This window comes from Methanobacterium sp., assembly GCA_039666455.1.
GTDB lineage: Archaea > Methanobacteriota > Methanobacteria > Methanobacteriales > Methanobacteriaceae > Methanobacterium_D.
The window spans coordinates 49,166-75,725 of the sequence record JAVSLW010000024.1 but is presented as its reverse complement, the minus strand read 5'-3'; the positions used below and the strand labels follow the sequence as shown (position 1 = coordinate 75,725).

Annotated in this window: 26 protein-coding genes, 1 tRNA gene and 2 pseudogenes; 16 read left to right on the top strand and 13 right to left on the bottom strand. The window is 34.9% G+C overall.

Annotated features, from left to right (window positions below; all coding sequences use genetic code 11):
* The first annotated feature begins 192 nt into the window (after nt 1-192).
* Nucleotides 193-966, top strand: a complete 774-nt coding sequence (locus PQ963_06690; protein ID MEN4029349.1) for a V4R domain-containing protein — start codon at nt 193-195, stop codon at nt 964-966.
* Between the two features lie 97 nt (nt 967-1,063).
* Here PQ963_06690 and cobI read toward each other — a convergent pair whose 3' ends face one another.
* The gene (gene cobI / locus PQ963_06685; protein MEN4029348.1) at nt 1,064-1,765 is read right to left on the bottom strand and encodes a precorrin-2 C(20)-methyltransferase; all 702 of its coding nucleotides are present in this window, start codon (nt 1,763-1,765) and stop codon (nt 1,064-1,066) included.
* 130 nt (nt 1,766-1,895) lie between these two features.
* Here cobI and PQ963_06680 point away from each other — a divergent pair, with 130 nt between their 5' ends.
* Nucleotides 1,896-3,692 (top strand): ATP-dependent DNA helicase, encoded by a 1,797-nt coding sequence (locus PQ963_06680; protein MEN4029347.1) that lies wholly within the window; start codon nt 1,896-1,898, stop codon nt 3,690-3,692.
* Between the two features lie 92 nt (nt 3,693-3,784).
* Here the strand turns inward: PQ963_06680 and PQ963_06675 are convergent.
* The 9 genes from PQ963_06675 to PQ963_06635 form a co-directional block, all read right to left on the bottom strand.
* Nucleotides 3,785-3,859, bottom strand: a tRNA-Arg gene (locus PQ963_06675).
* 162 nt (nt 3,860-4,021) lie between these two features.
* Nucleotides 4,022-4,780 (bottom strand): ABC transporter ATP-binding protein, encoded by a 759-nt coding sequence (locus PQ963_06670; protein MEN4029346.1) that lies wholly within the window; start codon nt 4,778-4,780, stop codon nt 4,022-4,024.
* Nucleotide 4,781: 1 nt separating this feature from the next.
* The gene (locus tag PQ963_06665; protein MEN4029345.1) at nt 4,782-5,840 is read right to left on the bottom strand and encodes an iron ABC transporter permease; all 1,059 of its coding nucleotides are present in this window, start codon (nt 5,838-5,840) and stop codon (nt 4,782-4,784) included.
* Nucleotides 5,841-6,890 carry a class I SAM-dependent methyltransferase gene (locus tag PQ963_06660; GenBank protein MEN4029344.1) on the bottom strand — a complete coding sequence of 350 codons (1,050 nt, stop codon included), beginning with the start codon at nt 6,888-6,890 and terminating at the stop codon, nt 5,841-5,843.
* A gap of 38 nt (nt 6,891-6,928) precedes the next feature.
* Complete coding sequence (locus PQ963_06655) at nt 6,929-7,993, bottom strand: ABC transporter substrate-binding protein (GenBank protein MEN4029343.1); 1,065 nt, start codon at nt 7,991-7,993, stop codon at nt 6,929-6,931.
* A gap of 370 nt (nt 7,994-8,363) precedes the next feature.
* Nucleotides 8,364-8,975 (bottom strand): FmdE family protein, encoded by a 612-nt coding sequence (locus PQ963_06650; protein ID MEN4029342.1) that lies wholly within the window; start codon nt 8,973-8,975, stop codon nt 8,364-8,366.
* Nucleotides 8,976-9,149: 174 nt separating this feature from the next.
* Nucleotides 9,150-9,923, bottom strand: coding sequence for a nitrogenase reductase (locus tag PQ963_06645; GenBank protein MEN4029341.1), 774 nt, complete (start codon nt 9,921-9,923; stop codon nt 9,150-9,152).
* A 41-nt stretch (nt 9,924-9,964) separates the two neighbouring features.
* The gene (locus PQ963_06640) at nt 9,965-10,510 is read right to left on the bottom strand and encodes a dTDP-4-dehydrorhamnose 3,5-epimerase family protein (GenBank protein ID MEN4029340.1); all 546 of its coding nucleotides are present in this window, start codon (nt 10,508-10,510) and stop codon (nt 9,965-9,967) included.
* Nucleotides 10,501-11,100, bottom strand: coding sequence for a flavin reductase family protein (locus tag PQ963_06635; GenBank protein MEN4029339.1), 600 nt, complete (start codon nt 11,098-11,100; stop codon nt 10,501-10,503). The genes PQ963_06640 and PQ963_06635 overlap by 10 nt, the downstream gene beginning before the upstream one ends.
* 403 nt (nt 11,101-11,503) lie before the next feature.
* Here PQ963_06635 and hisF point away from each other — a divergent pair, with 403 nt between their 5' ends.
* Nucleotides 11,504-12,328, top strand: a complete 825-nt coding sequence (gene hisF, locus PQ963_06630) for an imidazole glycerol phosphate synthase subunit HisF (protein MEN4029338.1) — start codon at nt 11,504-11,506, stop codon at nt 12,326-12,328.
* A gap of 51 nt (nt 12,329-12,379) precedes the next feature.
* On the opposite strand, the pseudogene PQ963_06625 reads toward hisF, so the two are convergent.
* Nucleotides 12,380-12,736 (bottom strand): annotated as a pseudogene (locus PQ963_06625) (DUF86 domain-containing protein).
* Between the two features lie 50 nt (nt 12,737-12,786).
* Nucleotides 12,787-13,083 (bottom strand): nucleotidyltransferase family protein, encoded by a 297-nt coding sequence (locus PQ963_06620; protein MEN4029337.1) that lies wholly within the window; start codon nt 13,081-13,083, stop codon nt 12,787-12,789.
* A gap of 201 nt (nt 13,084-13,284) precedes the next feature.
* Here PQ963_06620 and PQ963_06615 point away from each other — a divergent pair.
* The 4 genes and pseudogenes from PQ963_06615 to PQ963_06600 all read left to right on the top strand — a co-directional run bounded on the left by PQ963_06615 (nt 13,285) and on the right by PQ963_06600 (nt 17,181).
* Nucleotides 13,285-13,508 (top strand): annotated as a pseudogene (locus tag PQ963_06615) (HisA/HisF-related TIM barrel protein).
* A 489-nt stretch (nt 13,509-13,997) separates the two neighbouring features.
* Nucleotides 13,998-15,947 (top strand): PAS domain S-box protein, encoded by a 1,950-nt coding sequence (locus PQ963_06610; protein MEN4029336.1) that lies wholly within the window; start codon nt 13,998-14,000, stop codon nt 15,945-15,947.
* 99 nt (nt 15,948-16,046) lie between these two features.
* On the top strand, nt 16,047-16,829 hold the full coding sequence (locus tag PQ963_06605) for a ParA family protein (protein MEN4029335.1): 783 nt from the start codon (nt 16,047-16,049) through the stop codon (nt 16,827-16,829).
* A complete protein-coding gene (locus tag PQ963_06600) occupies nt 16,819-17,181 on the top strand; it encodes a hypothetical protein (GenBank protein MEN4029334.1) in 363 nt (120 codons plus the stop codon). The genes PQ963_06605 and PQ963_06600 overlap by 11 nt, the downstream gene beginning before the upstream one ends.
* Before the next feature lie 186 nt (nt 17,182-17,367).
* Here PQ963_06600 and PQ963_06595 read toward each other — a convergent pair whose 3' ends face one another.
* Nucleotides 17,368-18,474: a radical SAM protein gene (locus PQ963_06595; GenBank protein ID MEN4029333.1), complete on the bottom strand. Its 1,107-nt coding sequence runs from the start codon at nt 18,472-18,474 to the stop codon at nt 17,368-17,370.
* 214 nt (nt 18,475-18,688) lie between these two features.
* Here PQ963_06595 and PQ963_06590 point away from each other — a divergent pair, with 214 nt between their 5' ends.
* From PQ963_06590 to PQ963_06550, 9 genes are all read left to right on the top strand, one after another.
* Nucleotides 18,689-19,237: a LemA family protein gene (locus tag PQ963_06590; protein MEN4029332.1), complete on the top strand. Its 549-nt coding sequence runs from the start codon at nt 18,689-18,691 to the stop codon at nt 19,235-19,237.
* 56 nt (nt 19,238-19,293) lie between these two features.
* Nucleotides 19,294-20,175 (top strand): DUF2207 domain-containing protein, encoded by an 882-nt coding sequence (locus PQ963_06585; GenBank protein ID MEN4029331.1) that lies wholly within the window; start codon nt 19,294-19,296, stop codon nt 20,173-20,175.
* Nucleotides 20,145-20,516: a DUF2207 domain-containing protein gene (locus PQ963_06580; GenBank protein ID MEN4029330.1), complete on the top strand. Its 372-nt coding sequence runs from the start codon at nt 20,145-20,147 to the stop codon at nt 20,514-20,516. The genes PQ963_06585 and PQ963_06580 overlap by 31 nt, the downstream gene beginning before the upstream one ends.
* A 19-nt stretch (nt 20,517-20,535) precedes the next feature.
* A complete protein-coding gene (locus tag PQ963_06575; protein ID MEN4029329.1) occupies nt 20,536-21,096 on the top strand; it encodes a DUF2207 domain-containing protein in 561 nt (186 codons plus the stop codon).
* A gap of 70 nt (nt 21,097-21,166) precedes the next feature.
* Nucleotides 21,167-22,531, top strand: coding sequence for a Ni-sirohydrochlorin a,c-diamide synthase (gene cfbB / locus PQ963_06570; protein MEN4029328.1), 1,365 nt, complete (start codon nt 21,167-21,169; stop codon nt 22,529-22,531).
* Nucleotides 22,532-22,544: 13 nt separating this feature from the next.
* On the top strand, nt 22,545-23,612 hold the full coding sequence (locus PQ963_06565) for a DUF354 domain-containing protein (GenBank protein MEN4029327.1): 1,068 nt from the start codon (nt 22,545-22,547) through the stop codon (nt 23,610-23,612).
* Between the two features lie 531 nt (nt 23,613-24,143).
* The gene (locus tag PQ963_06560; protein MEN4029326.1) at nt 24,144-24,551 is read left to right on the top strand and encodes a hypothetical protein; all 408 of its coding nucleotides are present in this window, start codon (nt 24,144-24,146) and stop codon (nt 24,549-24,551) included.
* Between the two features lie 57 nt (nt 24,552-24,608).
* The gene (locus PQ963_06555) at nt 24,609-25,457 is read left to right on the top strand and encodes a cysteine peptidase family C39 domain-containing protein (GenBank protein ID MEN4029325.1); all 849 of its coding nucleotides are present in this window, start codon (nt 24,609-24,611) and stop codon (nt 25,455-25,457) included.
* A gap of 102 nt (nt 25,458-25,559) precedes the next feature.
* Complete coding sequence (locus tag PQ963_06550) at nt 25,560-26,261, top strand: hypothetical protein (protein ID MEN4029324.1); 702 nt, start codon at nt 25,560-25,562, stop codon at nt 26,259-26,261.
* Nucleotides 26,262-26,560 lie beyond the last annotated feature (299 nt).

Genomic DNA, 26,560 nt, shown 5'->3' with positions numbered 1-26,560 from the left:
GTATTGGGGTTTGTTGATTTTTTCCAAAAGGCTTTCATGCTAATCCTCCTAAACTTTGTTTGGTTTTTCCCAATGTATGGTTATATCCGAACTAATTCTATATAAATTTTTCTGTTTGGTTTTTTCCGAACGTATTGATATACCCGAACTAATTATATAAGATGAAAATCATAACTATTACTGTGATTATTAATGGATAAAGGAAAAATTTCAAAAAAGAAAGTCAGTGCAAAACTTTTCTCCACACCAGAAGGCGTGAGTGTAATAAAAAGCCCTATGAAGACTCAAATATTAACTCTACTTGGGGAAAATGAAATGAGTTTTGATCGCATCGTGGAACACACCGGCAGATCCAAATCCACCGTTTCAGAACACCTCCAATCCCTGGTAGACCACAAAATAATCGATTACAGACAGGATCCAGAAGATCGTCGAAGAAAAATATTCTATATCAAATCACGATACTTAGGAGATATATCTCCTTTAAAAGAGCTGGAGACCGGTGCAGAAAAATATTTTTCAGGAATCTCTGACTACAGGGATCCATTTGAATTTTTCAGACTCATGTTCAGGACAATCAGAGTTGCCCTCTTAAAAGAAGGCATCAATATAGACCCACTATTACATCAAGCAGGTATAAAAGTAGGGGAAACTGTTTATAAAGAGTTAGAAGCACATGATATTGATAAATTCATTCAAAACATTGCAGAGTTCTGGGAAGGTAATAAATTAGGACGAGTTGAAGTTAAAAGTCGCAAGCCTCTGATTATAAATGCTTATGATTGTTTTGAATGTGAAGACCTCCCAAAAATTGGAAGGTCTGCCTGTGCATTTGATTCCGGAGTTTTGGAAGCTATTTTTTCCAGGTATTTTGGCCATGACATGCACGCTGAAGAAGTTAAGTGCTATGCCAAGGGCGATAAATACTGCTGTTTTGTTATAAAAGAGAAAACCCCTGAAAAATAGCATGAAAAGATAAGTTATTGGGACTTTCATGCTGTCTGGCGCATCCTCCAGTTTTTTTTGAGATAAATGCATTTAAAGTCCCTTTATTTAATCTATATCATTTTTTGGCTTTGAATTTCACTATTGTAGTTGAAAGATACTTTTTATTACCTGCAAACCCATTAAAAACAGCTTCATCTTTCATACTGCAGTTTTGAACCGATACTACTTCTTTCTCCCTTTCATCCTTATTAACAGCGTCTTTTAGTAAATCTGAATGCCTCGACGTCTTCATTATAACAAAGGTATCTCCATGTTCTAAAATCTTGGATAATCTTTCATCTACTTTGGGAACTACTACAATAATCTCGTCTTTTTCAGCTAAAGGAATATTAGCACTTGCAGCACATCCAGTAAAAGACGTGACCCCTGGAATTATCAATGTTTCATATTCAAGACCTTTAATTCTTTTAAAAACATAAGAAAATGTACTGTAAACTGTTGGATCCCCCAAGGTTATGAAAGCTACATCCAGTCCAGCATCTAATTTCGTCGCTATAAGAGCTGCAGCATCATCCCAATACTTTTGAAGGGATATTTCATCCTCAATCATTGGAAAAAGTGGTTCTAATGTTTCATAATCATCTTTTCGATCATCCAATACAGTCTGTACAATAGATAATGCTAAACTCGGCTTTGATTCCTTTGATCTTGGCGCGCATATAACATCCACATCATGCAATGTCTTAACAGCTTTAACTGTTAAAAGATCAGGCTCTCCTGGACCAACGCCAACACCTATAAATTTGCCTTTTTTCATAAATTTAACCCCAATTAAGCTTAATATTTATTTTTGATACTTTAAATTAAGTGAATTAGTAATAACAACATAATTAACAAAATTTTCTTCAGGTTTATCTATTTATAGCATTATCCAAATATAAATGATTATGGATGACAGCTTTTTTTGCAGCGAATGTAAAATGATAAAACAACGATGTATCTGCTCAAGGGATGATAAAAAAAATGGTAAAAGAGCTACAGGAATATCTAAAAAACTCATTAAAAAGCTTAAAGAAGAAAATCCTCACATAGAATCTTCTGTAATTGAAAACTTTCCCTTTAAAGAGCCAAGGGAAGGACAGCTCCAGATAATATCAAAAATTAAAAATGCAATAGATGAGGGATTTAAATACATCGTACTTGAAGCAGGAACCGGAACTGGAAAATCAGCCATAGCAACTACCCTGGCAAGGATTTACGAGCCTGCATATATCCTTACAATGACCAAACAGCTCCAATCACAGTATGCCCGTGAATTCTACTATAATCTGGTAAAAGGCAGGGGAAATTTTTCATGCAAATCTGCAAATTTAGAGGCAAGCTGCGATACAGGAGTATGTCAGACAACACCACAATCACGTAAATTCTCCTGTGAACATGGAATATCAAAAAAGGAAACTGACCAAACCCATTTTGCATTCGAAGATAGCGGAGGTTTTCCCTATTACTTCAAATCACTTGATAAATGCAACTACTGGGAACAGAAAGCTGATGCCATTAACAGTGATATAACTCTGATGAATTATGACTATGCGCTTCTTGAACTTAACTATGTTCGGCATTTCTCAAAGAGAACTTTCATGGTACTTGATGAAGCTCATAACATCGAAAATAAGCTCATGAGTCGAATGGAGGTTAATTTACTTAACGAAAGACTGGAAAAGGACATTAAAAAAACAATACCGCCCCAGATGCTCAGTTATGAAGACCCTGAAGAATGGATTATTTTTATAGAAATCCTCTACAATGCCTATAAAGAGATCAACACCAAAAATCTGCCTAAAAATAAGGCAGATAGAATATTAAGCACCAGATTCAGATTAGGCGAACTATTGAATAACCTGGAAGATAATCCTGAAAACTGGGTTGTGGATCCAGCTCAAGGAAGGGTTTCTTTTAAGCCTTTGAAGGTCAATTCCTATGCAAAGAACATGTTGTTTAAACACGCAGATATATGCCTTCTTATGAGTGCAACAATCCTGGACCATAGATTATTCTGTAAATGGCTTGGAATTGATTATAATGAAGCTTATTCCATTAAAGTAAGGAGCAATTTTCCCCCATCAAGACGTCCTGTTTATATAAAACCTGTGGGAAACATGTCCAAGCGTTCTATAAAATTTACGGCACCTAAAACTATTCCAATCCTTAAAAAAATCATAGAACATCATAAAAGAGAAAAAGGACTGATTCACACCCACAATTATAAGTGCCAGAAATATATAATGGGCCATTTGGACAACCCACGTCTTATGGGCCATACTCCCCTAAACAGAGAAATGAAATTAATGCAGTTTGAAAATACAAACAAACCTATGGTCCTGGTAAGTCCTTCGATGAGTGAAGGCGTGGATCTGCCCTACGAAAAGTGCCAGTTTCAGGTAATTTACAAAATACCCTTCCCTTACCTTGGAGATAAGCAGATAAATAGCAGGAGAAAACAGGATCCTAAATGGTACGCTTATAAAACAATTATGACTCTTATTCAAGCTTATGGGCGTGGAATGCGTGCAGAAGACGATTTTTGCGCTACTTACATCCTTGACGGGAACGTGAACATGTTGTTTAATAATCCACTTTACAAGGCGCTTTTACCGCGTAACTTTAAGGAAGCCATCGATGCTCAGGAAGACTGGATGGTTGAGGATAAAATTCCTAAAGAAGAACCTAAAAATGAAAGTTAATACACTTAAAATGGTTTTTGCAGAGTTTAATGCGGACCTGGAGGGATTCAAACCAACCTTTTAAAAAAAGGTTGATCAAAAACAAAAGAAAACGGACCTGGAGGGATTTGAACCCCCGACCTTGGGATCCGAAGTCCCACGTCATATCCTGACTAGACTACAGGCCCATTCAAATTTTTATCAAAACAAAGGTTTACTATTATTATGCTTTAACTTTATTTATTATAAATTTATTGTAATATTGACAATAGCAAATATTTCGCCAGTTGGCATGCAAAGATGTGGAATGCTCGACTGATTAAATTCATGCTGAATAAATAATAGTTAGCTCATTGAGACTTAGGGATAACCAGTGGAACTCCCCCAAAGTTTTTAACATGCACATCAACACCATAGGTTTCCATTATAATATCCGATGTTATAACTTCTCTTCCACCCGTAGTAAATACCTGGCCATCCTTTAATATTATAAATTTGTCAGAATATCTAAGGGCGAGATTTATATCATGCATTACAACAATTGAAGCAATATTCTGCGTACTTGATACTTCCCTTATAATTTTCATTACTTCCAGCTGATTTTTCAAGTCAAGACCGCTTGTAGGTTCATCTAAAAGTAAAATTTGGGGTTCTTGAACTAATGCCCTTGCTATAACCACTTTTTGAAGTTCTCCACCACTTAACTCGTTTATGTATCGTAATGCGTACTCTTCAAGATTCATAAGCTTCAATATTTTTTCTGTTAGTTCTATATCTCTCTTAGAAACATCCCACTTTATGTAAGGCTTTCTACCAAGGAGAACCGCATCAAAAACCGTGAAAAATCCTGCTTCTGATTTTTGAGGTACGTAACCCATTTTTCTTGCAATTTCAATTTCTTTCATTTCCTTTATGTCTTTATCCTCGACAATGATCATTCCTCTGTTAAATTTCAGGATTCTGTTTATACATTTCATTAAAGTGGACTTGCCTGAACCATTAACTCCCAATATTGAAACAAGATCGCCCTTTTTAACCTTAAAGTTTACATCTTTGAGTACTGTCACGTTCCCATAAGAAAATTCAACTTTATCCACCGAAAGAATCATTTTACCGCCTCATTTTTATTATTATATAAAAGAACAGTGGCGCCCCTAAAAATGAAGTTATAATACCTACTGGTAATATAATTGGAGATAGTACCGCCCTTGCAACTGTATCAGACACTAACAGTATTAAAGCACCGAGAATAGCTGCTGTTGGGATTAAAAACCTGTGATCATTTCCGATAATTCTTCTCATGATATGTGGAGCTATCAATCCCACAAAACCAATAACTCCAAGAAATGCTACAGTCACTGCTGCTGTAAATGAAGAAATCAGCATCCCATGCAGCCTTATTCTATCTGTATTGACTCCTAATCCCTTTGCAGTTTCTTCACCGCTTTCAAGACTATTATAATCCCATGCATGATACATGAAATATATCAAAGCGGGTATCAGGAGTACAAACATGATCCAGACGTCGTTCCACATTGCCCTTCCAACATCTCCAAAGGTCCAAAATACTGTGGCTGCAACCTGTGTATCTGATGCAAAATACTGTAAAAACTGCATTCCTGCAATGAACAGGGAACTCATAGCCACCCCTGCAAGTATCATCGCTTCGGGTGTTATGCCTCGAGCCCTGGCTATTAAAAGGATTATACTAACTCCAATTATTGCTCCTAAAAATGCTGCAAAAACCGTGAGATATGGGTTATTTACAATGACAGCATCAGCCTGTGTACTGTGCAAGGTTCCAGCACCTAAAACTATAATGGCAAATGCAGCTCCAAAAGCCGCTCCTTGTGTAATTCCCATTGTAAAAGGGCTTGCTAATGGATTTCTAAGAACATTCTGCATTATACATCCTTCAATACCCATACAGCATCCTGCTATTATAGCAGCGAGAATTCTTGGAATACGGATATTCCAGATAATCAAAGCTCCATCTGCCTGCCCGTTAATTAAAGCATTAATTATATCATAGACGGATAAATTTGCAGCACCCACTTTAATCGAGCAAATTACTGCTATAATCAAAGCCAGAACTAAAAAAATTCCAATATATACTTTATTTCTTACATAAGATTTATAACTTGTTACTGTTTTATCTTTAAAGCTCAATTATCTCACTTTTTTGGCTATTATCATTTTATCCTCGGATATGGTTCCAAAAGACGTGTTAAAATGATTTATGGTGTGCACATCCAGCACTGAAAATCCAAGGTTCTCTAAAAATTCCAAATATTCTCCGAATGATAAATCTTCTTTAAATGTGAATCTTTTACTTGCTTTGTTAGATTTTTCAAATTTGGTGAAGTTCCATTCCATGTTATCTAAAAGATCTCCTAAAGAGTTAGAACCATTTTCAGGGAAGTATTGTTTGTTTATAAATAACCCATTCAAATTCAAAGAATTATAAACCTTTCTGGCAATTTCAGGGTTTTTACCTCCTGGATTGTACGATGAAAAAATTATGTCGTAGCTACCTCCAAAATCATCGGTGTAAAAGTTTCCAGGGATGGTCTGAACGTTAGAATTGTACCTCTCAATATATTTTTGAGTTTCTTTTACAACATCCGGCAGGTCAAAGACATAACAGTGCAGATCTGGATTAATCTGACTAAAAGCAATTGAATACATTCCATGGCCCCCTCCCAGATCAAGCAAAGTCTTTGAATGTTTAAATTCATCATAATTTGCTACTAATTCAGATGTATCCTGTAATTCACCAGATAAACAATCTTCAGCAAGGACTTGTATAATGAATGGGAAAAAAGTTTCATCTTTTCTTGCTATTTTACCTTTTAGAGTATTGTTTAAATTATGCCATAGATTAGCTGGTTCTTCCATAGACAGTATACAGTTAACCCGTTTATATTCAGATTCAGAGTTTAAATATATTTCTGAAAGGGGCGTATTTTTATAAGATTCCCCTATTTTTTCTACCAACCCTAATTCCACAAGTATTTCTAAGAGATAATGAGTTAACACTGGTTCAATTTCGAGTCTTTCAGAAAGTTGTTTGCATGTTGTTTCTTTGTTTAAAAAATCAAAAATTCCCATTTCTATTGAAGTTTTCAGGAGATTAAATATCTTCAAACCATTGACAGCGTTTTGAACAATGTTTTGCAGTCCTTCTACTGATATCGCTGGACGATCTGTAACATTCATTTTATCACCTTCATTTTAAAAAGAAATAAAAAGATAAATTAAAGATTTAGCTGTTTAAATCCACCATACTGCGCTTTCAATGTCTTGTAAACTGATCCACCAGATCCGCCATTGAACTCTATGAATATCTCATTAGCTTTTTCCTCTGGATTCACATCCTTAAACTGCTCTGGATAGAGAACTTTTCCAATGTAATAAGCATTGGCAAACATTTCATCCTTATTGTAACTGTACATACAGTAAGCCAATACACCATAGACATTACCACTCTTTATGGCGTTAATGTTTTGATACTCTGGATTTTTAGTGTCATTCTCTATCATAGGTATACTTCCACCTTCGACGAAGATCATGTCAGGATTCCAATTTATCAACTGCTCTTTATCTATCTGAATAGCATGTAAAGTAGCATTTGTATCATTAATTCCGCTGGCAACATTTGATGCATTTAACATTACAAAAGGAGGATAATGCGGATTAGTGGATGTGATGCCATGCACTCCCCGGTAAGCTTGCCCACCAACGTACACTTTTGATTTTCTGCTATTTGAAACGCTTTTTGCCCTATTTGCAAGGTCTTCTTCGCAGGAGTTGATGTAGTTAACTAGTTCTTCTGCCCTGTTTTCCTTATTTAGCACGTCACCCATCATTTTTAAAGATTTTTCGTAAGTATCCATCTGTTGGGGTGTTCCAACAGCCCCTACATATACAACAACCGTTGGAATATCTGTTTTAGATTGTATATCCTCTGCCTGTTCTGCAGTTCCTGCAAATACAACATCTGGCTTAAGTTCTGCTATTTTTTCATAATTTACTGTAGATGTCTTTGCATTACCAACAATAGGAAGGCTCATCAGTTCAGGATGTGCAATCATGTACGGTAATTGATTTCCCCATCCTCCTGTTGAATTAGATTCTATCTGTTCTATTCCAACCATCTTATCACTGGCATTTAAATACACTATTTCTCTACCGGAACATCCTGTTCCCACAACTTTGTTTACCTGGGCTGGAACCTGAACTGTTCTACCTGCCATATCAGTTATGGAAACTATGCCTTCACTGTTTGAATTTATACTACCTATACCTAAGGCATAGATCAAGGTTCCGCCTAGTAATACTACAACAATAATAATACCTGCTATTAACTTTTGATTGATAAAATCACCTCCATTACGTATAAATTAGAGGGAATAACTTATAATACTTTCGATCGAAGTAATAATACATTTATAAATGAATTCTTTAATCATAATACTTAAAAATAAATTAATAACACATTTATAAAGGATCTTTACGAACGTAATACTCAAAAAATTGCATTAAGTAATACTGAATGGACATATCAAATTGTATTCAAATTCTATGTTTAAACTAAAACAATTTTCAAAAATAACTCAAAAAAGATAGTTAAAACAGAATTTTACATAACTTTATTATAAATTAGGTGGAATTAAAAAAGAAAGAAGAGATTTAAGTTCTTGAATAGTCCTCAAAGCACGGGATACACACAAAATTACCTTTTTCTACCCGTGCTCTGTGTTCTGCAACCAGCTCTCCACATTTAGCACATTTAACTGACTGGAATATTCTATCTTTTTCAGGAATTTCAATTTTTACATGTTCTATTTTGAACAATTCATTATCTGGCATGTCAAGAATATCATAAGATGTTTTATCTTTTTGCTTTTCAAACTCTGCTTTTTCTTCTTCACTGGTTGATCCAGAGAAAACTTTTTCTCTAATTTTAGCAAATTCTGGGTCCATTTCATCTATGCCTTTATTTAAAGATAAACGTAAAGTATCGCCAGTATTCCTGTTTACAAATGAGTATACGTGTTTTCCATGATCCTTAAATATTAAATTTCCTTTCCCGAAAGTGCAGCCTGTTAAAACCTGTATAGCATCTACACTGCAGCTGTCATTTTCTACAATGGCCAAAAACTCTTCATCCATTGATCTTGGTGAGCGAAGTTCTTTTATAGCTATTTCCGCTGCACGGTACCCTATAGCAGTTCCAGGGCATACATGACCGTGAAACTTTGTAACTTCTGAAAATGGTAGTATATACATTGATTTTTCCATATTATCACCCCTAATACTTTTATTTTTTAGATTATTGAAAAAGAAATATATCCTCAGATACTTTATAAATTTGCCTAAATTTGCCGATTAATCAAAAGAAAAAAATAGAAAATTAAAACTGTTGCAGCTAATTAAGAAATAATTAGCAATATACAACGTTAATCACATTAATATCTATGAGTTAATCCCCATTATCAGCTCATCCAGTTCCTCCCATATAGTGTATGCCTCTAAAGATTCCCCCTGAAGATTTATTTGTGCTATAACTGGAGAATAAGGTAAAATACCTTTAATTGCGATACCTTTTGCAGTCAGCATTTCTTTTAAAATGGGTTTCGTTTTCTCATCAATTTTATTCAAAATAACTCCAAAATCTTTACCTGCTTCCCCTGTCAATTTTGCAGCTTTTTCAGTTAGTAAAACTGCATCGTTGGAAGGATCCACTATCATCACTACAATATCTGCACCTTCTACTATTCCACGTCCAAAGTGCTCTACTCCAGCTTCAGTGTCTACTAAAACCCATTGATCTTCTTCTACTGTCAAATGGTTCAAGAAATCTCGGGCTACAGCTCCCATAGGACAGGCACATCCCTCCATAGTGTGTTCAATCTTACCTATTTGCATTAAAGCTACAGATCCATTCCAACGCACAAATTCTGGCGATAAACTATTTAAATCAGTTTTTTGCGTGAAAAATTCTACCTGTTCACTTCCTTCGTCTTTAATCATAGCCATCAACTTTTCCATTACTACAGGTTTGCCACCTAAATAGTCCATAAGGGTTTTTTCGGGTGGTTCGATTCCTAACATCATACCTAATCCAAGATTAGATTCATCCTCGTCTATTACCAGAACTTTTCCTTTTTCTCCCAGTCGGTGTGCCAGAAGAGTCACTAGTGTACTCTTTCCACTACCACCACGGCCACTAATAATCAACTTAGGCATATTTAACACGTCCTACCTTCCTCTTCTTTGATTATGAGTTTTTACTCCATTTTGCAGCTCCAGTCATATGGAACTATGTCATTGTCAATAGGATTGACTCGTCTTTCGTCTACATCTTCGGGATCATAGAACAATGAAGGCATTCCTATCACCACAGATATCTCATTGCCCACATTTTTTGTGCCATGGAAGACTCCTGGAGGGATGTAAACTACACGAGGATATTTTTCACCCATAAATATTTCATTAAGAACTTTGTAGGTAGGTGAATCTTCCCTATAATCATATAAAGCAACTTTTACCATTCCAGTAACACAAAACAGGTGATCTTCCTGTTTAGAATGAAGATGCCATCCCTTAATCATTCCAGGATAGGAATATGAAGCAATTATCTGCTTGATATTCTGTGCTTTCAGTTCTTCATCATCTAAACGTATGAGTTCGGTCAAAAATCCTCTCTCATCACTGAATAGATCCATGTCCTTCATAACAACGCCTTCAATGAGTTCTTCACCATAAAAACCCGGTATATTTTGAACTCGTGGCTTTTCCAACTTATTAAAATCTTCCATACTTTTTATTTGCATTTTTGTACCTCCTTTTTTTCATACATCCATGATAACGGATCTTTACCATCCTCAAACATAGCCCCATAAGGCTCAAATTTATTGATATCTTTGACTGTGCAGAAATGCATACCATGATCCGATCCAGTCATCATTAACGGTTTAGCCTTCTCTACGTTCCATGAACCATCTTCTGAGTTGTAGATAGTATCATCTATCTCAAGATGTACCACTTTACCAAGAAGCAAGAGATATGGGAATCCGTCATACATCTCTTCATGCATGTTATGCAGTTTGCACTCCATCCACGCATAACAACCTTCAATTCCAGGCGCTTTGACTTTTTTTGAAGGCCTTTCTTTTAAATTGGCCAGTTCGAATTCATTAACATCGAAAGGAACGTGCAACGCTGTTGGTATCACTTTATCTACCATATCAGTACCAGGCATATTAATAACAAATTCCCCTGTGCTTTCTATATTAACAAATGTATCCCTCATTTTTGCTGAAGCCATGCAAACTAAGTCAAATGGGCGTAAAATAGGCATAACACAAGAATATGGTGCTATGTTCCTAATACCATCTTTACTGACTGTAGAAATAAACGCCACTGGCAATGGTATCAGCGATTCTCTCTTAAAATTTTCCAATTTCATATTATCACCAATCTTCATTGAATTTTAACCTATATAAATATTAGCTTTTTATTAAAAAGTATTACTACTTTAGCAAAATATATATGAAATTTATTACTAAAATAAATTATATTATTTCTAAAATCAGTGAAATAAGGTTTTTAAAACGCTTAAAAACCAAAATTCGTATTTTAATCACGAATTTAAAATGTTTATAAATCACAGAATATAAGGTATTACATAGCTATTTTAGATAAAGAAAAAAATGTTATCTTAAAAATTGAAATAATTCAAACAGCCTTTAAAACATTGATCATAAAGAGAATGAGTTATAGTTATAAATGACTTTTAAAAAATTAAAGGAAAGAGGAAATAAATTATGCTTGCAAAAAGAATTATACCATGTCTTGACTGTGATTTAAACGTGCCCCACGGGCGGGTTGTTAAAGGGGTTGAATTTAAACAAATTCGATATGCTGGAGAACCTGTCGACCTTGCAACTCGCTACTACGAAGAAGGCGCCGATGAAATCGTGTTTTTAGACATCACAGCATCCCACGAACGTAGGGAAACAATGAAACACGTTATTGAAGCCACAACAGAAAACGTATTCGTCCCCATTTGTGTTGGCGGCGGGATCAGAAAACCTGAAGATTACATAACCATGCTTAAGGCCGGGGCTGATAAATGCTCCACAAATACAGCAGCTATCCACAACCCCGACCTCATAAATGAGGCATCAAAAGTTGTAGGGTCCCAGGCCTGTGTAATTGGAATAGATGCAAAACGCCGATACATTGAAAACCCCAAAGAAAATAATGACAAGTTTATAATTGAAACTGATAAAGGTTACTGCTGGTATGACTGCAGTATCTACGGTGGGCGTGAATTCACAGGAATTGATGCCATTGCATGGGCCATAGAATGTGAAGAACGTGGAGCCGGTGAAATATTACTGACATCAATGGACCGTGACGGCACAAAAGATGGATACGACAATTACCTTAACAGAGCCATAAGTGAAGCCGTCAATATTCCTGTTATTGCATCAGGAGGTTGTGGAACTCCAGAACATATTTATGATGCATTTACTGTGGGTTATGCTGATGCAGCGCTTGCAGCAAGTATTTTCCATTATAAAGAGTATCCTGTAGGTACTGTTAAGGAGTATTTAAAAGAAAGAGGGATCCCTGTACGTTTTTAAAAGGTTACGATTTATTAAAACAGGTCTTTTGTAAAGCTTAATCATTTATTTTTATTTTTGAATGAAGTGACAATAAAGTAGGAATGCATGTATTACCTGAATATAGGTAATCCTCTCAGAAGTTAGATCCCCATTTAAAATCTTTTCTATTTGCTTTTTCAATTCTGGTAGTTCATTATTAGCTATATACCAAACAATTTCATAGTCAATTACAAAGTAACCATGAATTAAACGGTTCCTTAATCCAACAATCTGAGACTATGGTACTTCTTTATTTCTTTGTCGTATTTCCATTGGTATCTGATTTGCTGCTTCTCCAATAATCTCAAGGTTTCTTACAACAGCGTCTATTGTTTTTTCGTCATTTATATAATTCCTTGTATGAGAAACCAGCAATATACCTCTCAATTTTTTTAATACTTTCTAAGATGTCCACAACGAAGAGTTTCCAGTTTCTCTTAGACATAAAGCAGATTCTCCGCTGCGCTTTGCCAAAGTAAAGGTTTTTGCTTCAAAGAATTTGGTGTAAGCAAGTCAACATTTATTCCCAATATCTCCTCGATATAATCGGCAAGCTCAAAAAACCTAAGACCTATTGGTCTTTCAAATTCAACTAAAATATCAACATCGCTTATTTCCTTCTGCTCACCTCTTGCAAAAGAGCCAAAAATACCTATTTTTTTAACACCATACCTTTCCTTAAGTTCGTTTTTTTGTTCCCTTAAGATATTTTTTATTTCTTCAAGCGTTTTCATCTTTCATTACCTCTTTTTTCTCCCATTCTTTAAGGATATGTTGAATCTTTGATTACTTTAAATCCCAGTATAATCACAGAAAATACATATTTTACAGATAGTCACTTCATAATTAAAAAAGACAGATTTAAAAACATTCTTTAAAAAAGGATAATTATATTTAAAGTATTAAATAGCACTTTGAATTATGAGGAATTATAAATGCTTACAAAAAGAATCATACCGTGTCTTAACTGCGATTTAAACGTGCCCCACGGGCGGGTTGTTAAAGGGGTTGAATTCAAGCAGATTATGCTGGAGAGCCAGTCGACCTTGCAACTCGCTACTACGAAGAGGGAGCCGATTAAATCGTGTTTTTAGACATCACAGCATCCCACAAACGCAGGGAAACAATGAAACACGTTATTGAAGCCACAACAGAAAATAATGACAAATTTATAGTTGAAACTGATAAAGGTTACTGTGGGTTATGCTGATGCAGCGCTTGCAGCAAGAATGACCTGAATAATTGGAAAATTTCTGAATATATACTAATTTAATATTAAAAACAGTAAATTTATTATTACGTATCCACATAACTTAACTCATGTCATCTTCAATCATTACAGGCATTATTCTAACCAGGGTGAAATACTGTGGCTGTCTAACCAGCACAGTACACCTTTCTGCATGGTGGCTCCTATTATACGAGGATTTTACAGTTTTTAAATATCTTATGCATAAAATACCTTTATATACCTGAAAATCCAATATAATCTGTCTGATTTACAACTTTACAAAACCGGACCGTAAAAATCTCTAAACCAGTGCTTTAAAGTAGTTATATACCAAAAATCAGCTAACAGACTAAGAGAAAAAAAAATCAATACTTTAAAGTATTCTATGCCTGATAAAAAAAATTAGTATTGATATTTATGGTAAAAAAACTTGATTGCAGGACCATTTCTAAATTAAAGTATTATTCAAAAGTTTTAAGTGTTTTAATTGCTATTTTCGGGTTTATAATAATTTTAGGCTGGGCTTTCAACATCCCTCTGTTTAAAAGTCCAGGACCTGCTTTTTCAACTGTAAAATCCAATCTTGCCATTTGTTTTATTTTAATTGGGATTTCTTTATTTTTACTGCAAACAAGAATAATTAATAAGAGTAAGCAGAAAATTATTCAATTTTCAGGGTTTGTTGTGCTTTTAACAGGGTTTTTAACTTTGATCCAGTACTTTTTTGCCCTTGATTTAGGCATAGACCAGATGTTCTTTAGGGAAGCTCCAGGTGCTATCAATACACTTTCACCCAATCGCATGGAAATTGTTGCTGCATTGAACCTGTTTTTAGCTGGAACAGCAATTTTACTGCTTGAAAGAGAAGTTCACAGGCAAGCACAGTATTTAGGCGTTGTAGTAGGTATACTGGCTTTACTGGCTTTAACGTGCCATATTTATGGTGTTTCAGGTTATTATATGATTTATGCAGGAACTGCAGTTTATGCAGCAGTAATATTTACACTGATATCCCTTGCAATTCTATTTGCACGTCCAGATAAAAGCATAATGCGCTTATTTACAGGAACAGGGGCAGGAAGTTCCCTTGCATGGAAAATAATACCCATGGTTTTTATTATTCCTCTGCTAACTGGATATTTCATTATTTTAGGGAAAATAATGAATATTGATACTTATTTTGGAATTACAGTACTTATAATTACTTTAATTATCATTTCACTCGTTTTAAGTGGAATTAGTTTAAATTCTTTAAATGAAATTGATTATAAGCATTATGAAGCCGAGGAAAATACTAAAAGACTGGCAGATATAGTGAAGTCATCAGAGGACGGTATTATTAGTATGGATTTAAACTACATAATATCAAGCTGGAACAGGGGAGCTCAAAAAATTTACGGCTACTCTGCTCCTGAAGTTATAGGGAAACATAAATCTATTTTGATGGGCCCTTCTGAATGGAAAAATGCTTCCAAACTTTTAAAAAAGGTTAAAGAAGGCGAAGCTGTATCCCAGTACGAGGCTAAAAGACTAAGAAAAGATGGCAGAGAAGTAGATGTTTCTTTAACATTATCTCCTGTTAAAAACTATGAAGGAGAAATTACAGGGATATCTGTTATTTACAGAGATATAACCGAACAAAAAAAATCTGAAGAAAAATTAAAAGAAACTGTAGAGGAATTAAAGCACACCAGTGACGAACTTCAGCAGTTTGCCTACATAACTTCCCATGACCTGCAGGAGCCGCTGCGCACCATTGCAAGTTTTGCCCAGTTACTGAAAATACGCTATAAAAACAGGCTTGATCCTGATGCTGACGAGTTCATCGACTTTGTAGTGGATGCTGCTAAACATATGAAAAAAATGATTCAGGGTTTACTTGATTATTCAAGAGTAAGCGCTCAAAGATATGAATTAAAACAGGTAAATAGTGAAAAAATCCTGAATACAGTTTTATCTAATCTTCAACCTACAATTGAAAAAAATAAGGCCCAGATTACCCATGATAAACTTCCACTGGTGACTGCTGATGAAACACAGTTCATTCAACTTTTCCAGAATCTCATTGGAAATGCCATCAAATTCAAAAAAGAAGATGTTCCACCAAAAATCCATATATCATGTAAAAAAGATGATGAAGGTAAATATATCTTCAGCGTGTCTGATAATGGTATTGGAATAGAACCTCAGTACCGGGATAGAATATTTGAAGTTTTTAAACGCCTTCACACCATAGATGAATACAGAGGCGCAGGTATTGGTCTTGCAATCTCAAAAAGAATTGTAGAGTGCCATGGAGGCCGTATCTGGGTTGAATCAGAATTGGGCAGAGGATCAGCTTTTTACTTCACTATAGGATCTACATAAGGCTAAAAAGAGTATTCAAACCCTTTTTTTGCTGCTTAGAAATTTTAAATATTATAAGTTATAACTTAAAATTTATAAGTAAACTGAAGGAGGCTTAAAATGGTTGAAATAATCGCAATATTGAATCAGAAGGGAGGCTGTGGTAAAACCACGACAGCTGTGAATCTTTCAACAGCATTAGCTATAAATAAACGGAAAATTTTGATTGTAGACATTGATCCTCAGGGTAATGCCACTACAAGCTTTGGAATAGAGAAGAATGAGCTTAAAAAGAGTATATACACTACTTTAACTGGAAAAAACCCTGTTTTAGAAGCTATAATGTCTACAGGGGTTGAGAATCTGGATATAGTTCCAAGTAACATAGCTTTAAGCGGGGCTGAAATTGAATTAAGTGGTGAAATAGGATTTCATTCAATACTTAAAGAAAAACTAAAACCTGTTAAAGAGTATTATGATTACATTTTCATTGATGTACCCCCATCTCTGGGCATACTAACCATTAACTCACTGGTAGCTTCAGACAGTGTTATTATTCCAATTCAGGCAGAATTTTATGCACTTGAGGGAATAGCAGATTTAATAGAAGCTATGGGACTTGTTAAAAATCGTCTTAACAGTCCCTCAAGAATTAAAGGAATTTTACTCACACTTTATGATTCAAGAACAAGGCTTGGAAGAGAAGTTTACAGTAATGTTATTGAGTACTTTGAGGATAAAGAAAATATCTTTAAAACAACCATACCTCGTAATGTTAAGCTTGCTGAAGCTCCAAGTCATGGGAAACCATGTATTCTTTATGATGAAGAGTGTAAGGGTTCTGAAGCATACAGAGATTTAGCAAAGGAAATATTAAAAATGGAGGAGAATAATGAGTCCTGAAAACAAACAAAATAGTGCTCTTGGAAGAGGTCTCGATGCTTTAATCAGTAAAAAACATGTTAAAAAGTCTAAGACCGAATCTGAAAGTGCTGCTACTGGTAAAGAAATTGATAAAAAGATAGCTAAAGATAAAGCTTTGAATTTAAATAATAAGATTGTAGAAGAAATAATAGAAGAAATAAAGAAAAATCCACGTATTTCACTTTGGTCTGCGAAATCTGCCGCAGTCTTAAGGTACTTAAGAAAAACTGAGCCTGAATTTAGTATTAGCAGTGAAGCGTCTATTTTAATTGAAAATGCAGTAAAAAAAAAGTATCCTGAAATTTGGGAGCTGTTTGAGGAACATATTTAGTCCCGGACTAAGTTAGGGCATCAACTATTATTCTGTTCAAAGACCTGAAGAGGATTATAACTTATTCTTTATCACTTATAAGTAATTTCTTATAACTTAGAAGTTATTAGTTATAACTTATTCAGTTATAAGTTTTAACATCTAACTTGTAACTTAAAAGATATAAGTTATAACTTATAAATAGGATTAAAACCCTTCTAAAGTACTTTGATAAGATTTATTAATCTTAATGAAAGGTTCTGCACGCTTTACAGCAACCCCTAATTTACTGAGCTCATCTAATTTATTAATTTTCACACCGTGTTTTCTGAGGGTTACAATGCGCCGGGATGAAGTCTTCCCAATTCCTGGAACTCTTATAAGTTCATCAAAAGATGATTCATTTATATCTACAGGGAATAAATCCCTGTTGTTCATGGCAAAGGAGTATTTTGGATCTATTCCTGTTTCAATATTTCCATTTTCATCAAAAACAAGCTCATCAAGGCTGAATTTATAAGAATTAAGTAAAAAATCAGCCTGGTAAAGCCGAACAGTTCTCATAGGATGGGGTTCTAAACGGTGTTCAAGTGGAGTATCTTTAAGTGGATTAAAGGCACTGAAATAACTTCTCCTTATTTCATATTTATCTTTAAGCCATTTTGTTCTTTTAAGAATTTCTTCATCGGTTTCATCGGTGGCCCCCACAATAAATTGAGTTGTTTGACCTGAATGAGCTAAACTTTCGTCTTTTTTAGAGAGTTTTTTAATCCATTTCATACGCCTTAATATATCGATTTTAAAATTTTTGGTTGAAGTAATTTCTTCTAATCCCTCAGGAGTTGCAGATTCTATATTAACACTTACCCTATCTGCAAGCTGCATAGCTCTTTTTATAAGGTCAAAAGAGGTTCCTGGAATTATTTTAAGGTGAATATAGCCTTCATATCCATAATCTCTTAATATTCTTGCAACATCGATCTCTCTTTCCATCGAAGAATCGATACTTCCATCAATTCCTGAACTTAAAAATAATCCTTCAACATACCTTTTATTGTAATAATCTAAAAATAGCTTTGATAGTTCTTCTGGCCCATATTCATAACCCTCTAATTTAGTACTGTTCATACAGTATTTACAGTCATTAGAGCATTTATTGGTCATCAACACTTTAAACAGAGGCATGCATCGCCTGCCTGGTGAAGTACTGTTATAAACTCCAGGTATTTTACCTTCTGCATTGTTACCACTCACGTAGTTACACAGGTCATATTTTGCAGACTCTCCAAGGACCCTGAGTTTTTCCAGATTCATGGTTATTTTTATTTATCGCATGATAAATTAATTTTTTGTTTTACAGAATTAATTAAAAAGAGGAAGTAATTATATTTAAATGGCATGAAAAATAATTTCAATATGAATCCACACTTTTAAAGGTTTTTAAACCAGAAAGGATTTATTTCATGGTTTAATAGTTTTTACCAACCTATATATAGTAAAAGAAGCATCATTTTAAACGGTGTCTAAAATGGTGACGTATATAATTTCAGGAATCATTCTGGTTATTTTAATCATTTTAGCAGTTTTGTCGATTGCTATATACAATAGTTTGATTTACGTAACAGAGTTAAAAATGCATGGTATAGATGTTCAACTAAAAAGAAGGGCAGATCTTATACCTAACCTTGTTGAAACAGTTAAAGGATATGCCAAGCATGAAAGAGGCGTTTTTGAAAATGTTACCAGGGCCCGTTCAAGCTTGTTAAATGCTCAAACAGTTCAAGAAAGTGCCGAAGCCAATAACATGCTAACAGGTGCTTTAAAAAGTCTTTTTGCAGTCGCTGAAAATTATCCTGACTTAAAAGCCAATGAAAACTTTCTGGATCTGCAGCAGCAACTATCTCAAACAGAAGACAAAATAGCATATTCCAGGCAGTTTTACAACGATACGGTATTAATGTACAACAAAGTCCAGATGTTTCCAAGCAACATATTTGCCAAACAGTTTAACTTCAAAGAGGCTGAGTTCTTTGAAGTTGCAGAAGCTGAACGTTCTGTTCCAAAAGTTGAATTTTAGGTGAAAGAATCACAGATTTCCCAACTACATAAATAAAAAATTTATGAAGTGATAATATGGATAAGAAGCATTTTATTCCCTTAATTTTACTATTTCTATTCATTTTTTCAGGAGGAGCAGCTTTTGCAGGTGATCGAAGCTATTCAATACCTTTAATTAATTCTGATCTCTACCTGCGGGATGATGGAACACTACATGTTAGGGAAACAATCCATTATTCTTTTACAGGTACTTATAACGGAATAAACAGGAATATACCTGTAACTGGTAATCAACAGCTGCAAAACGTGAAAGTATCAACACAGGGAGCATACTCAACTTTTAATTTGATTGATGATGGTAATACAAAGCAAATTAAAGTTTATTTATACTCTGATCCGCAAAAAACCACTCCAATTTCTGATAGGGATGTTAATGTTACCATTGAATACGACTTTACTCACACAATAAAATTTTACAATGATATTGCTGAATTACAGTATAAACTGGTAGGTGAAGGCTGGTCTGTAGATATTGGGCAAATGAATGCTGTTATACATTTTAAATCCCGTGACGGCGTAAAATACTGGCTTAATCCTCCATATTTTGCCCAAAATTCGAGCTGGAATGGTAATGATCTCCAGGTAATCAGTAAAAATATTCCTTCAGGTGACTTTTTTGAATTAAGAGCAGTTATACCAAAAAATCAGTTCGCTGCAAATCCTGTAAATGGAATTATCATAAATCAAAATGGTTTAAGTCAAATAGAAGCCACTCAGAATAACTATCAAAATCAAATAAACTTCAAAACAAATCTTTACTCAATATTAGCAGTTTTATTAATTTTAGCGTGTTTTGTACCTTTAATTATTTATTTAAAGTTTGGTAGAGAACCGAAAATTGATTACAGACTGAATATGAAAGGGATATACCTACTTATGATCCTCCCGCAATTGTAAATGCAATTTGTGGACCAGGATTTCCAAAAAAGATCGGGATTCCTGATATGGATGGGTTTAAAGCCACTATAATGGATTTAATCAAGCGAAAATATCTACTTTTAAAGAATGAACTGTCTGGAAAAGAAGAACTTGGATTATCAGGATCAATATTCCTGGAGGTTAATCAAAATAAAAATTCGTCGAAGCTCAAAGACTTTGAATTAGACATTTTAAACTTCCTCCAGGGATATGAAGAAGATGGCATCATATCTATGGATGATATTTCTGCGAGTTTATCAGATCGTTCTAATGCACTTAGAGATACCTACAACAACTGGAAGGATAATATAAAAAAATAAGTTCTTAGATAGCGGAGAAATGAAGAAGATTTTCATAAAGAAAGGAGATACCTATCTAAAAATTTTCAATGTTTTTGGGCTAATTGCAGCAGTGGTAATATTCTTTGTCACAATGTTTGATCCAATTCCAGCGGCAAGTCTGGCTTTGATTTCTTCCATTATTCTGGGATCTGTATCCATAATTTCACTGGTTCTTCCAGAAAAGGCAGGTGGTCGATGGACAACATATGGTAAAGAATACGATGCTAAGTGGCATAATTTTAAAAAATATATCCAGGATTTCAGTTTAATCAAGGAATACCCTCCAGAATCGGTTGCAATTTGGAATAAATATTTAGTCTATGCCACAGCTCTTGGCGCTGCAGATGCTGTTAGAAAAGCAATGGAACTATATCTTCCAAAAGATCAACTGGAAGGCAGTGATATTTACCTCTTCCATTACTATGGAGGCTATGCATTACTATCATCATCATTTGACACTGGAATGAGCGCTGCATCATCATCTTCTGGTGGAGGCGATTTTGGTGGAGTGGGTGATGTAGGTGGAGGCTTTGGAGGTGGAGGTGGAGATGCATTTTAAATAGTAAATCATCATTCATAGTCTGGTAATCCAACTAAATTTTTAAATAACATCCCATCCTACTATATTTATGAGAATAGTCTTAGCTGGAACAGGAAGTGCAGTAGGAAAAACAACCATTGCAACAGGGATAATGAAGGCATTATCCGAAGAGTGGAGAGTACAGCCATATAAAGTAGGGCCTGACTACATAGATCCATCATATCACACCCTTGCAACCGGAAATAACTCCAGGAATCTCGATTCGTTTTTTATGTCTCATGGACAGATTAGAACAGCATTTGAAAGAGGTATTAAAACCCTCAAACAGTTTGGTGCTTCAAAGGCTGATTTTGGCATAATTGAAGGTGTAAGAGGACTTTATGAAGGAATCAGTCCTACTGGAGATGTTGGAAGCACAGCATCTGTTGCAAAGGCACTTGATGCTCCTGTAATACTTATAATCAATGCCAGAAGCCTTGTTAAAAGTGCTGCAGCAATTGTAATTGGATTTAAGGCACTTGATCCTGCTGTTAAGATAGAAGGGGTAATTTTAAACCTGGTAAAAAATAAAAGACATTACCTTAAAACGAAAGAAGCGGTGGAAACACTTGCAAAAACACCTGTAATTGGAGGCATTCAAAGGGATGAGACAACTGCAGTAGAACAAAGGCATTTAGGTCTTGTTCCTGCTTTAGAGCGTGAGAATCTATTGAACTATATCGAAAAATGGGGAGAAATGGTCAGGGAAAATATTGATCTTGATACTCTTATTTCAATAATGAAGAATGCAGAAAAGCTTCCAGGTGGAAGGGAAGATACATGGCTTGCTGAAAACAGGAAAAAAGTTAAAATTGGAGTTCCCATGGATGACGCATTTAATTTCTATTATATTGAAAACTTAGAGGCTCTAAAAGCAAATAATGCTGATGTAATTCATTTCAGTCCTCTTAAGGATGAAGAAATCCCTGATGTGGATGCACTCTATATTGGTGGGGGATATCCTGAAATATTTGCAAAAGAACTTGAAAGCAATGAATCCATGAGAAGAAGTGTCCTTAAATTCTACCAGGACGACAATCCAATTTATGGTGAGTGTGGAGGTCTTATGTACCTTACAAACTCCATAAATGGCAAAAAAATGTGCGGTGTCTTTAGTTATGACTCAAAGATGACTGAAAAAGTCCAGGGCTTAAGCTATGTTATTGCAGAAGCAAATCGTGATAATATAATTACAAAAAAGGGTGAACAGTTTAGAGGACATGAATTTCACTACTCTCAAGTTTTGTTAAATGGAGCTAAGCCCCAATTTGCCTTTAAAATACTTAGAGGAAAGGGGATTACCAATGAAATGGATGGACTGATGAAAAAGAAGACTGTTGCAAGTTATATACATACGCACACTGCAGCCTGTCCCCAGTTTGCCTTAAATCTAACTAAAAGTGCCCTGGGCTAAATAAAGTGATTCAATGAAAATCGCAGTTATAGCTGAAATTGCACCTGCAAAAGCTTTTGTACCTGTACTTGAAAAATTAGACGCTGAAATAATAGGATTAACTCATGGTCAAGGTGCAGATGAATTATTAAAAGAATTCTGTACGGAAATGCACTATATAGGTGAAAGCAGAGGTAAAGGCGCTGAGAAAAGGTCAAAAGTTAAAATAGCATCCCTTGTTTTTAAGGATATTATAAGCACGATTAAAGCACTTCATGGAAAAGATATAGATTTACTTTTAACCTGTGGAAATGCCGGAGATGTTAGAAAAGGAATAGCTGCAGCCAGGTTCCTTGGAATACCTGACCTGCACATAGAACAGGACTTCTACAATCCCATAGAAATGATCGCATTTTCAAACCTTTTAACAGTTCCTTCCAAACACTATCAGGATTTTTTAGCTCAAAATTATGGAATAAACTCTGAAGTTATTGGAGGGTATCCAATGGCTTCTTATGTCAATCAAAGACAGCTAAAGGATATTGAGATTGTAAAGAATCAATATAATGTGGAGGATTTTCTTCTTCTTGTTTTTGGTGGGGATGTGCAGGGAAAAGACATTCCAGAGATAATAAAAATTGTTGAAAAGCTTGATAAATCTGTTTTAATTGTTCCTTTTCGTTTTGATGCTGAATATGTAAAGAACCTGGTTAAATCTCCTGAAATAAAGGTTTTAAAGGGATTTGTGGATCTTTTAAGCCTTATGAATGCATCTTCTGGAATGATCTACGGCGCGGGAATGGGACTAACTATTGAAGCAGGTGTTCTTGGTGTCCCTTCGCTTAAATTAGCTGGATTTCACAGGCAACATGCAAGCGTTGATCTTGCAAAGGAACTTGGTATTCAGATTGCAGAAATTGAAGAGATATCTGAGTATGTGGATAATTTGAGTATACCGAAGGGCAAATGGCTTATAGAAGATGGAGAAAAATCTGTTTCTAATATAATAGAGTTGATAAATAATTTTGAAGCTCGAAAAGGTAAAAGTGGTGGCATTAAAAGTTTTAGAAAGATTTGGAAAGCCAGATCTAAATTCAGATAGTTCTATGGTTCAGTTTTATTAATTAAACATAACATCCATTTTTAAATTACCAGAATAATATTAACTGCATTAAATCAGCAGCTTCAAATTATCAGGTTATCTGTTTTAGCAGGCTAACTGTATTCCAGCTCCAGTATCCATTAAATTAATTTTTTTTTGTTTAAATAAGTCATAATACGGGCATATTTGCTGAAAATTAGTGCTGAATTTACTTGTTTTTTTGTATTATTATTTCTCTGTATTAATCACGTTGAAAGTTAATTAAAAATTTCTAAATATGATTTATAACTTGGTTATTTTTATAATTTATCATATATAAAAATTCTTTGTCCTTACAGAACAATATTGTTCTTTTAGAACAATTTAAACCTGCTAAAACAACGTTAAAATGGTTAAATTTATATGGCATGAAAAATTTATGTGTACATAACTTCTCATAATGGGAAGTTAGTAAAGTATGGTTTTTTTTAACAATGTACCGCTTTAAAACCATATTTCCAAAATTTAAATCCAAAAGGAGGCATGAATAGAATGTATAAATTGGTAGCACTTCTGCTTGTGGCACTCATTATTGGAGTGACACCAGCAATTGCTGCAGAATACAGTGAAATAACTGCCGATACAATGGCAGTTAAGGGAAAGAGTATTGAATCATCAGTTTTATCAGAAAACAAAACCAGTACAGGTATAGGTGCAGGAGAGAACAGTACCATAGAAACGTCAAATACATCTACAGAACTTGAAATAGTAGAAAATAATGCTTCTGTGACTTCAGAAAATGATTCAGATGCAGAGGTGCAGCTTTTAGATTTAAATACTACAACAAACGACCAGTCTACAGGTGCAGATACACAGTATTTAAATGTTAATCCAGAGAATGATACAATAATAGCAGAAAATGAAACCATCCCAATAAATACAACCGGAATAGTGATGTAGTCAACAGATTATAGCTGCGGACCTGCAGCACTTGCAACCGTCTTAAATAATCTTGGAATCAACGCAACAGAAGAGGAACTCAAGATCCTTGCAGGAACAGATAAAACAGGGACAAGCATGTATGGACTTGCACAGGCGGCCAAAGCGAAGGGTTTAAATGCTGTTGGCATGATGTTATCAGTAAATGAGGTTAAGCCAGGTAACATAGTGTATTATATATATGGGGATATAAATCATTATAGCATTTTTACAAGTATAAATGACACAACAGTTTATCTTAGAGACACGTTTCGAGGAAACTTTGAAATGGCTCTAGCGGATTTTACATCAGCTTACATTCAGGATACGGCGATTAACTATGGATATGCACTGGTAGTAACCAGTGATTTAACCGATCCGCAGTTGAATAACAGCAACACATTAACCAATGATGAAATGAAGACTGTTGTAGGAACAGGATCAGCAATCAGCACATGGACAACGGGCAATGCAAGAATAAGAGGCATAGCAAATTGGGTAGTGGCAAACTATGGGCGTGACCCATATTCTATAGGGCGTGGAATCTTTAACTGGGTGGACGCAAACATAAGGTGGCACAACCATAAAAACACACAGTACAGCGTTGATACAGTACTTAATAAGGGTTTGGGAAACTGCTGTGAACAGGCCAGACTGGTTGTCTGTATTGCCAGAGCTGCAGGTATACCCTATTTTGATGTTCGATATGTACATAGGCCATCAGCTGGTCACGTCTGGGCACAGATTCGATATAGTAGTGCCTGGAATGGGTGGGTAGATATTGATTGTTCATGGCATGGTTCATACTATGGATTTTATATGGATCGTGCTGTTTGGAGGCCGTATCCTAATGAAGGTAGGAACTACTATTATGCACTGCCATTTTAAACAAAAATAGAGATATAAGGGCGTGTTTATACGCCTTCTTTATTTTTTAGAACACTGGTTAGTTAAAGCGGATTTACCTAAAAATTAATAAGGAGATCTAACATGAAGAGGAAAAATTTACTGACGGCTGGTGGTTTAATAGGTGCTATTATAGTTTTAGTTATTAGCTCCTTTATATTCCCTATAGCCAGCAATAATAATATTAATTCGACGGTTAATTCAAATTCAACAACTAAAAATTCTATTTTTGATAATTCAACTCCCGAAGCAACTGCTACATCCATAGCAAGACTAAACGAAGGAACAGGAGGTTTTGGTATAGGTGATGATATGATAACTAACGCCTCTTTAACCTCTGATGGGAGGTACTGGATAGTGAAAATGCATCAGGATGGATATGATGACTGGATAGTTACAGTTGATGCAAAAACATTGATGAGTAAAAAAAATGGAGGTTATGAAAAACCCATCAATACGTGGAGGTCATTGGATGAACTGAAAGCGTTATACATTGCTGAAATTCAAACAGGTGATGCCGGTGTAGACTTTGGAAGGCCACATAATGTAACTTTAGAAGGAAAAACCGTGTGGAAAGTACCAGTATATACCTTCCTCTCTAAGGGATGGGAACTAAGCAACTATATTTATGTTGATCTTGCAACAGGGAAAAGTGAATTTGTTGATTTGACAGGAAAAACAGAGGGATGGAAAACACTTAAACAGATAGATGATACAATTAATAAAAAGTATGATACTGGACCAGAACCATTTAGAAATGCTTTAAGAGATTTATACCCAGAATAACACTTTATAACACTTTAAAATTTTTTTTAAATAATTGTCAATATATATTCCTTTTTGGCATCTCATTGAGTTTAATGGAATTCATTTCAGGATGGAAAAATGGAAAAGAAAAGCGTTATAAAATAAGTTTGTTCAAATCGCCCCAATACTTTTTAATTATAATTTTAGCAGGTTCAGGATGTAATAGGGTTATTACGCTCTCTAATCTATAATTTGCCCTTACTTGAAGGTACAGTTAAATCAGCGTGGAGCGGATTTTTAATAATTGCCATAGTTTCATTTATTTTTGAAATAATGTT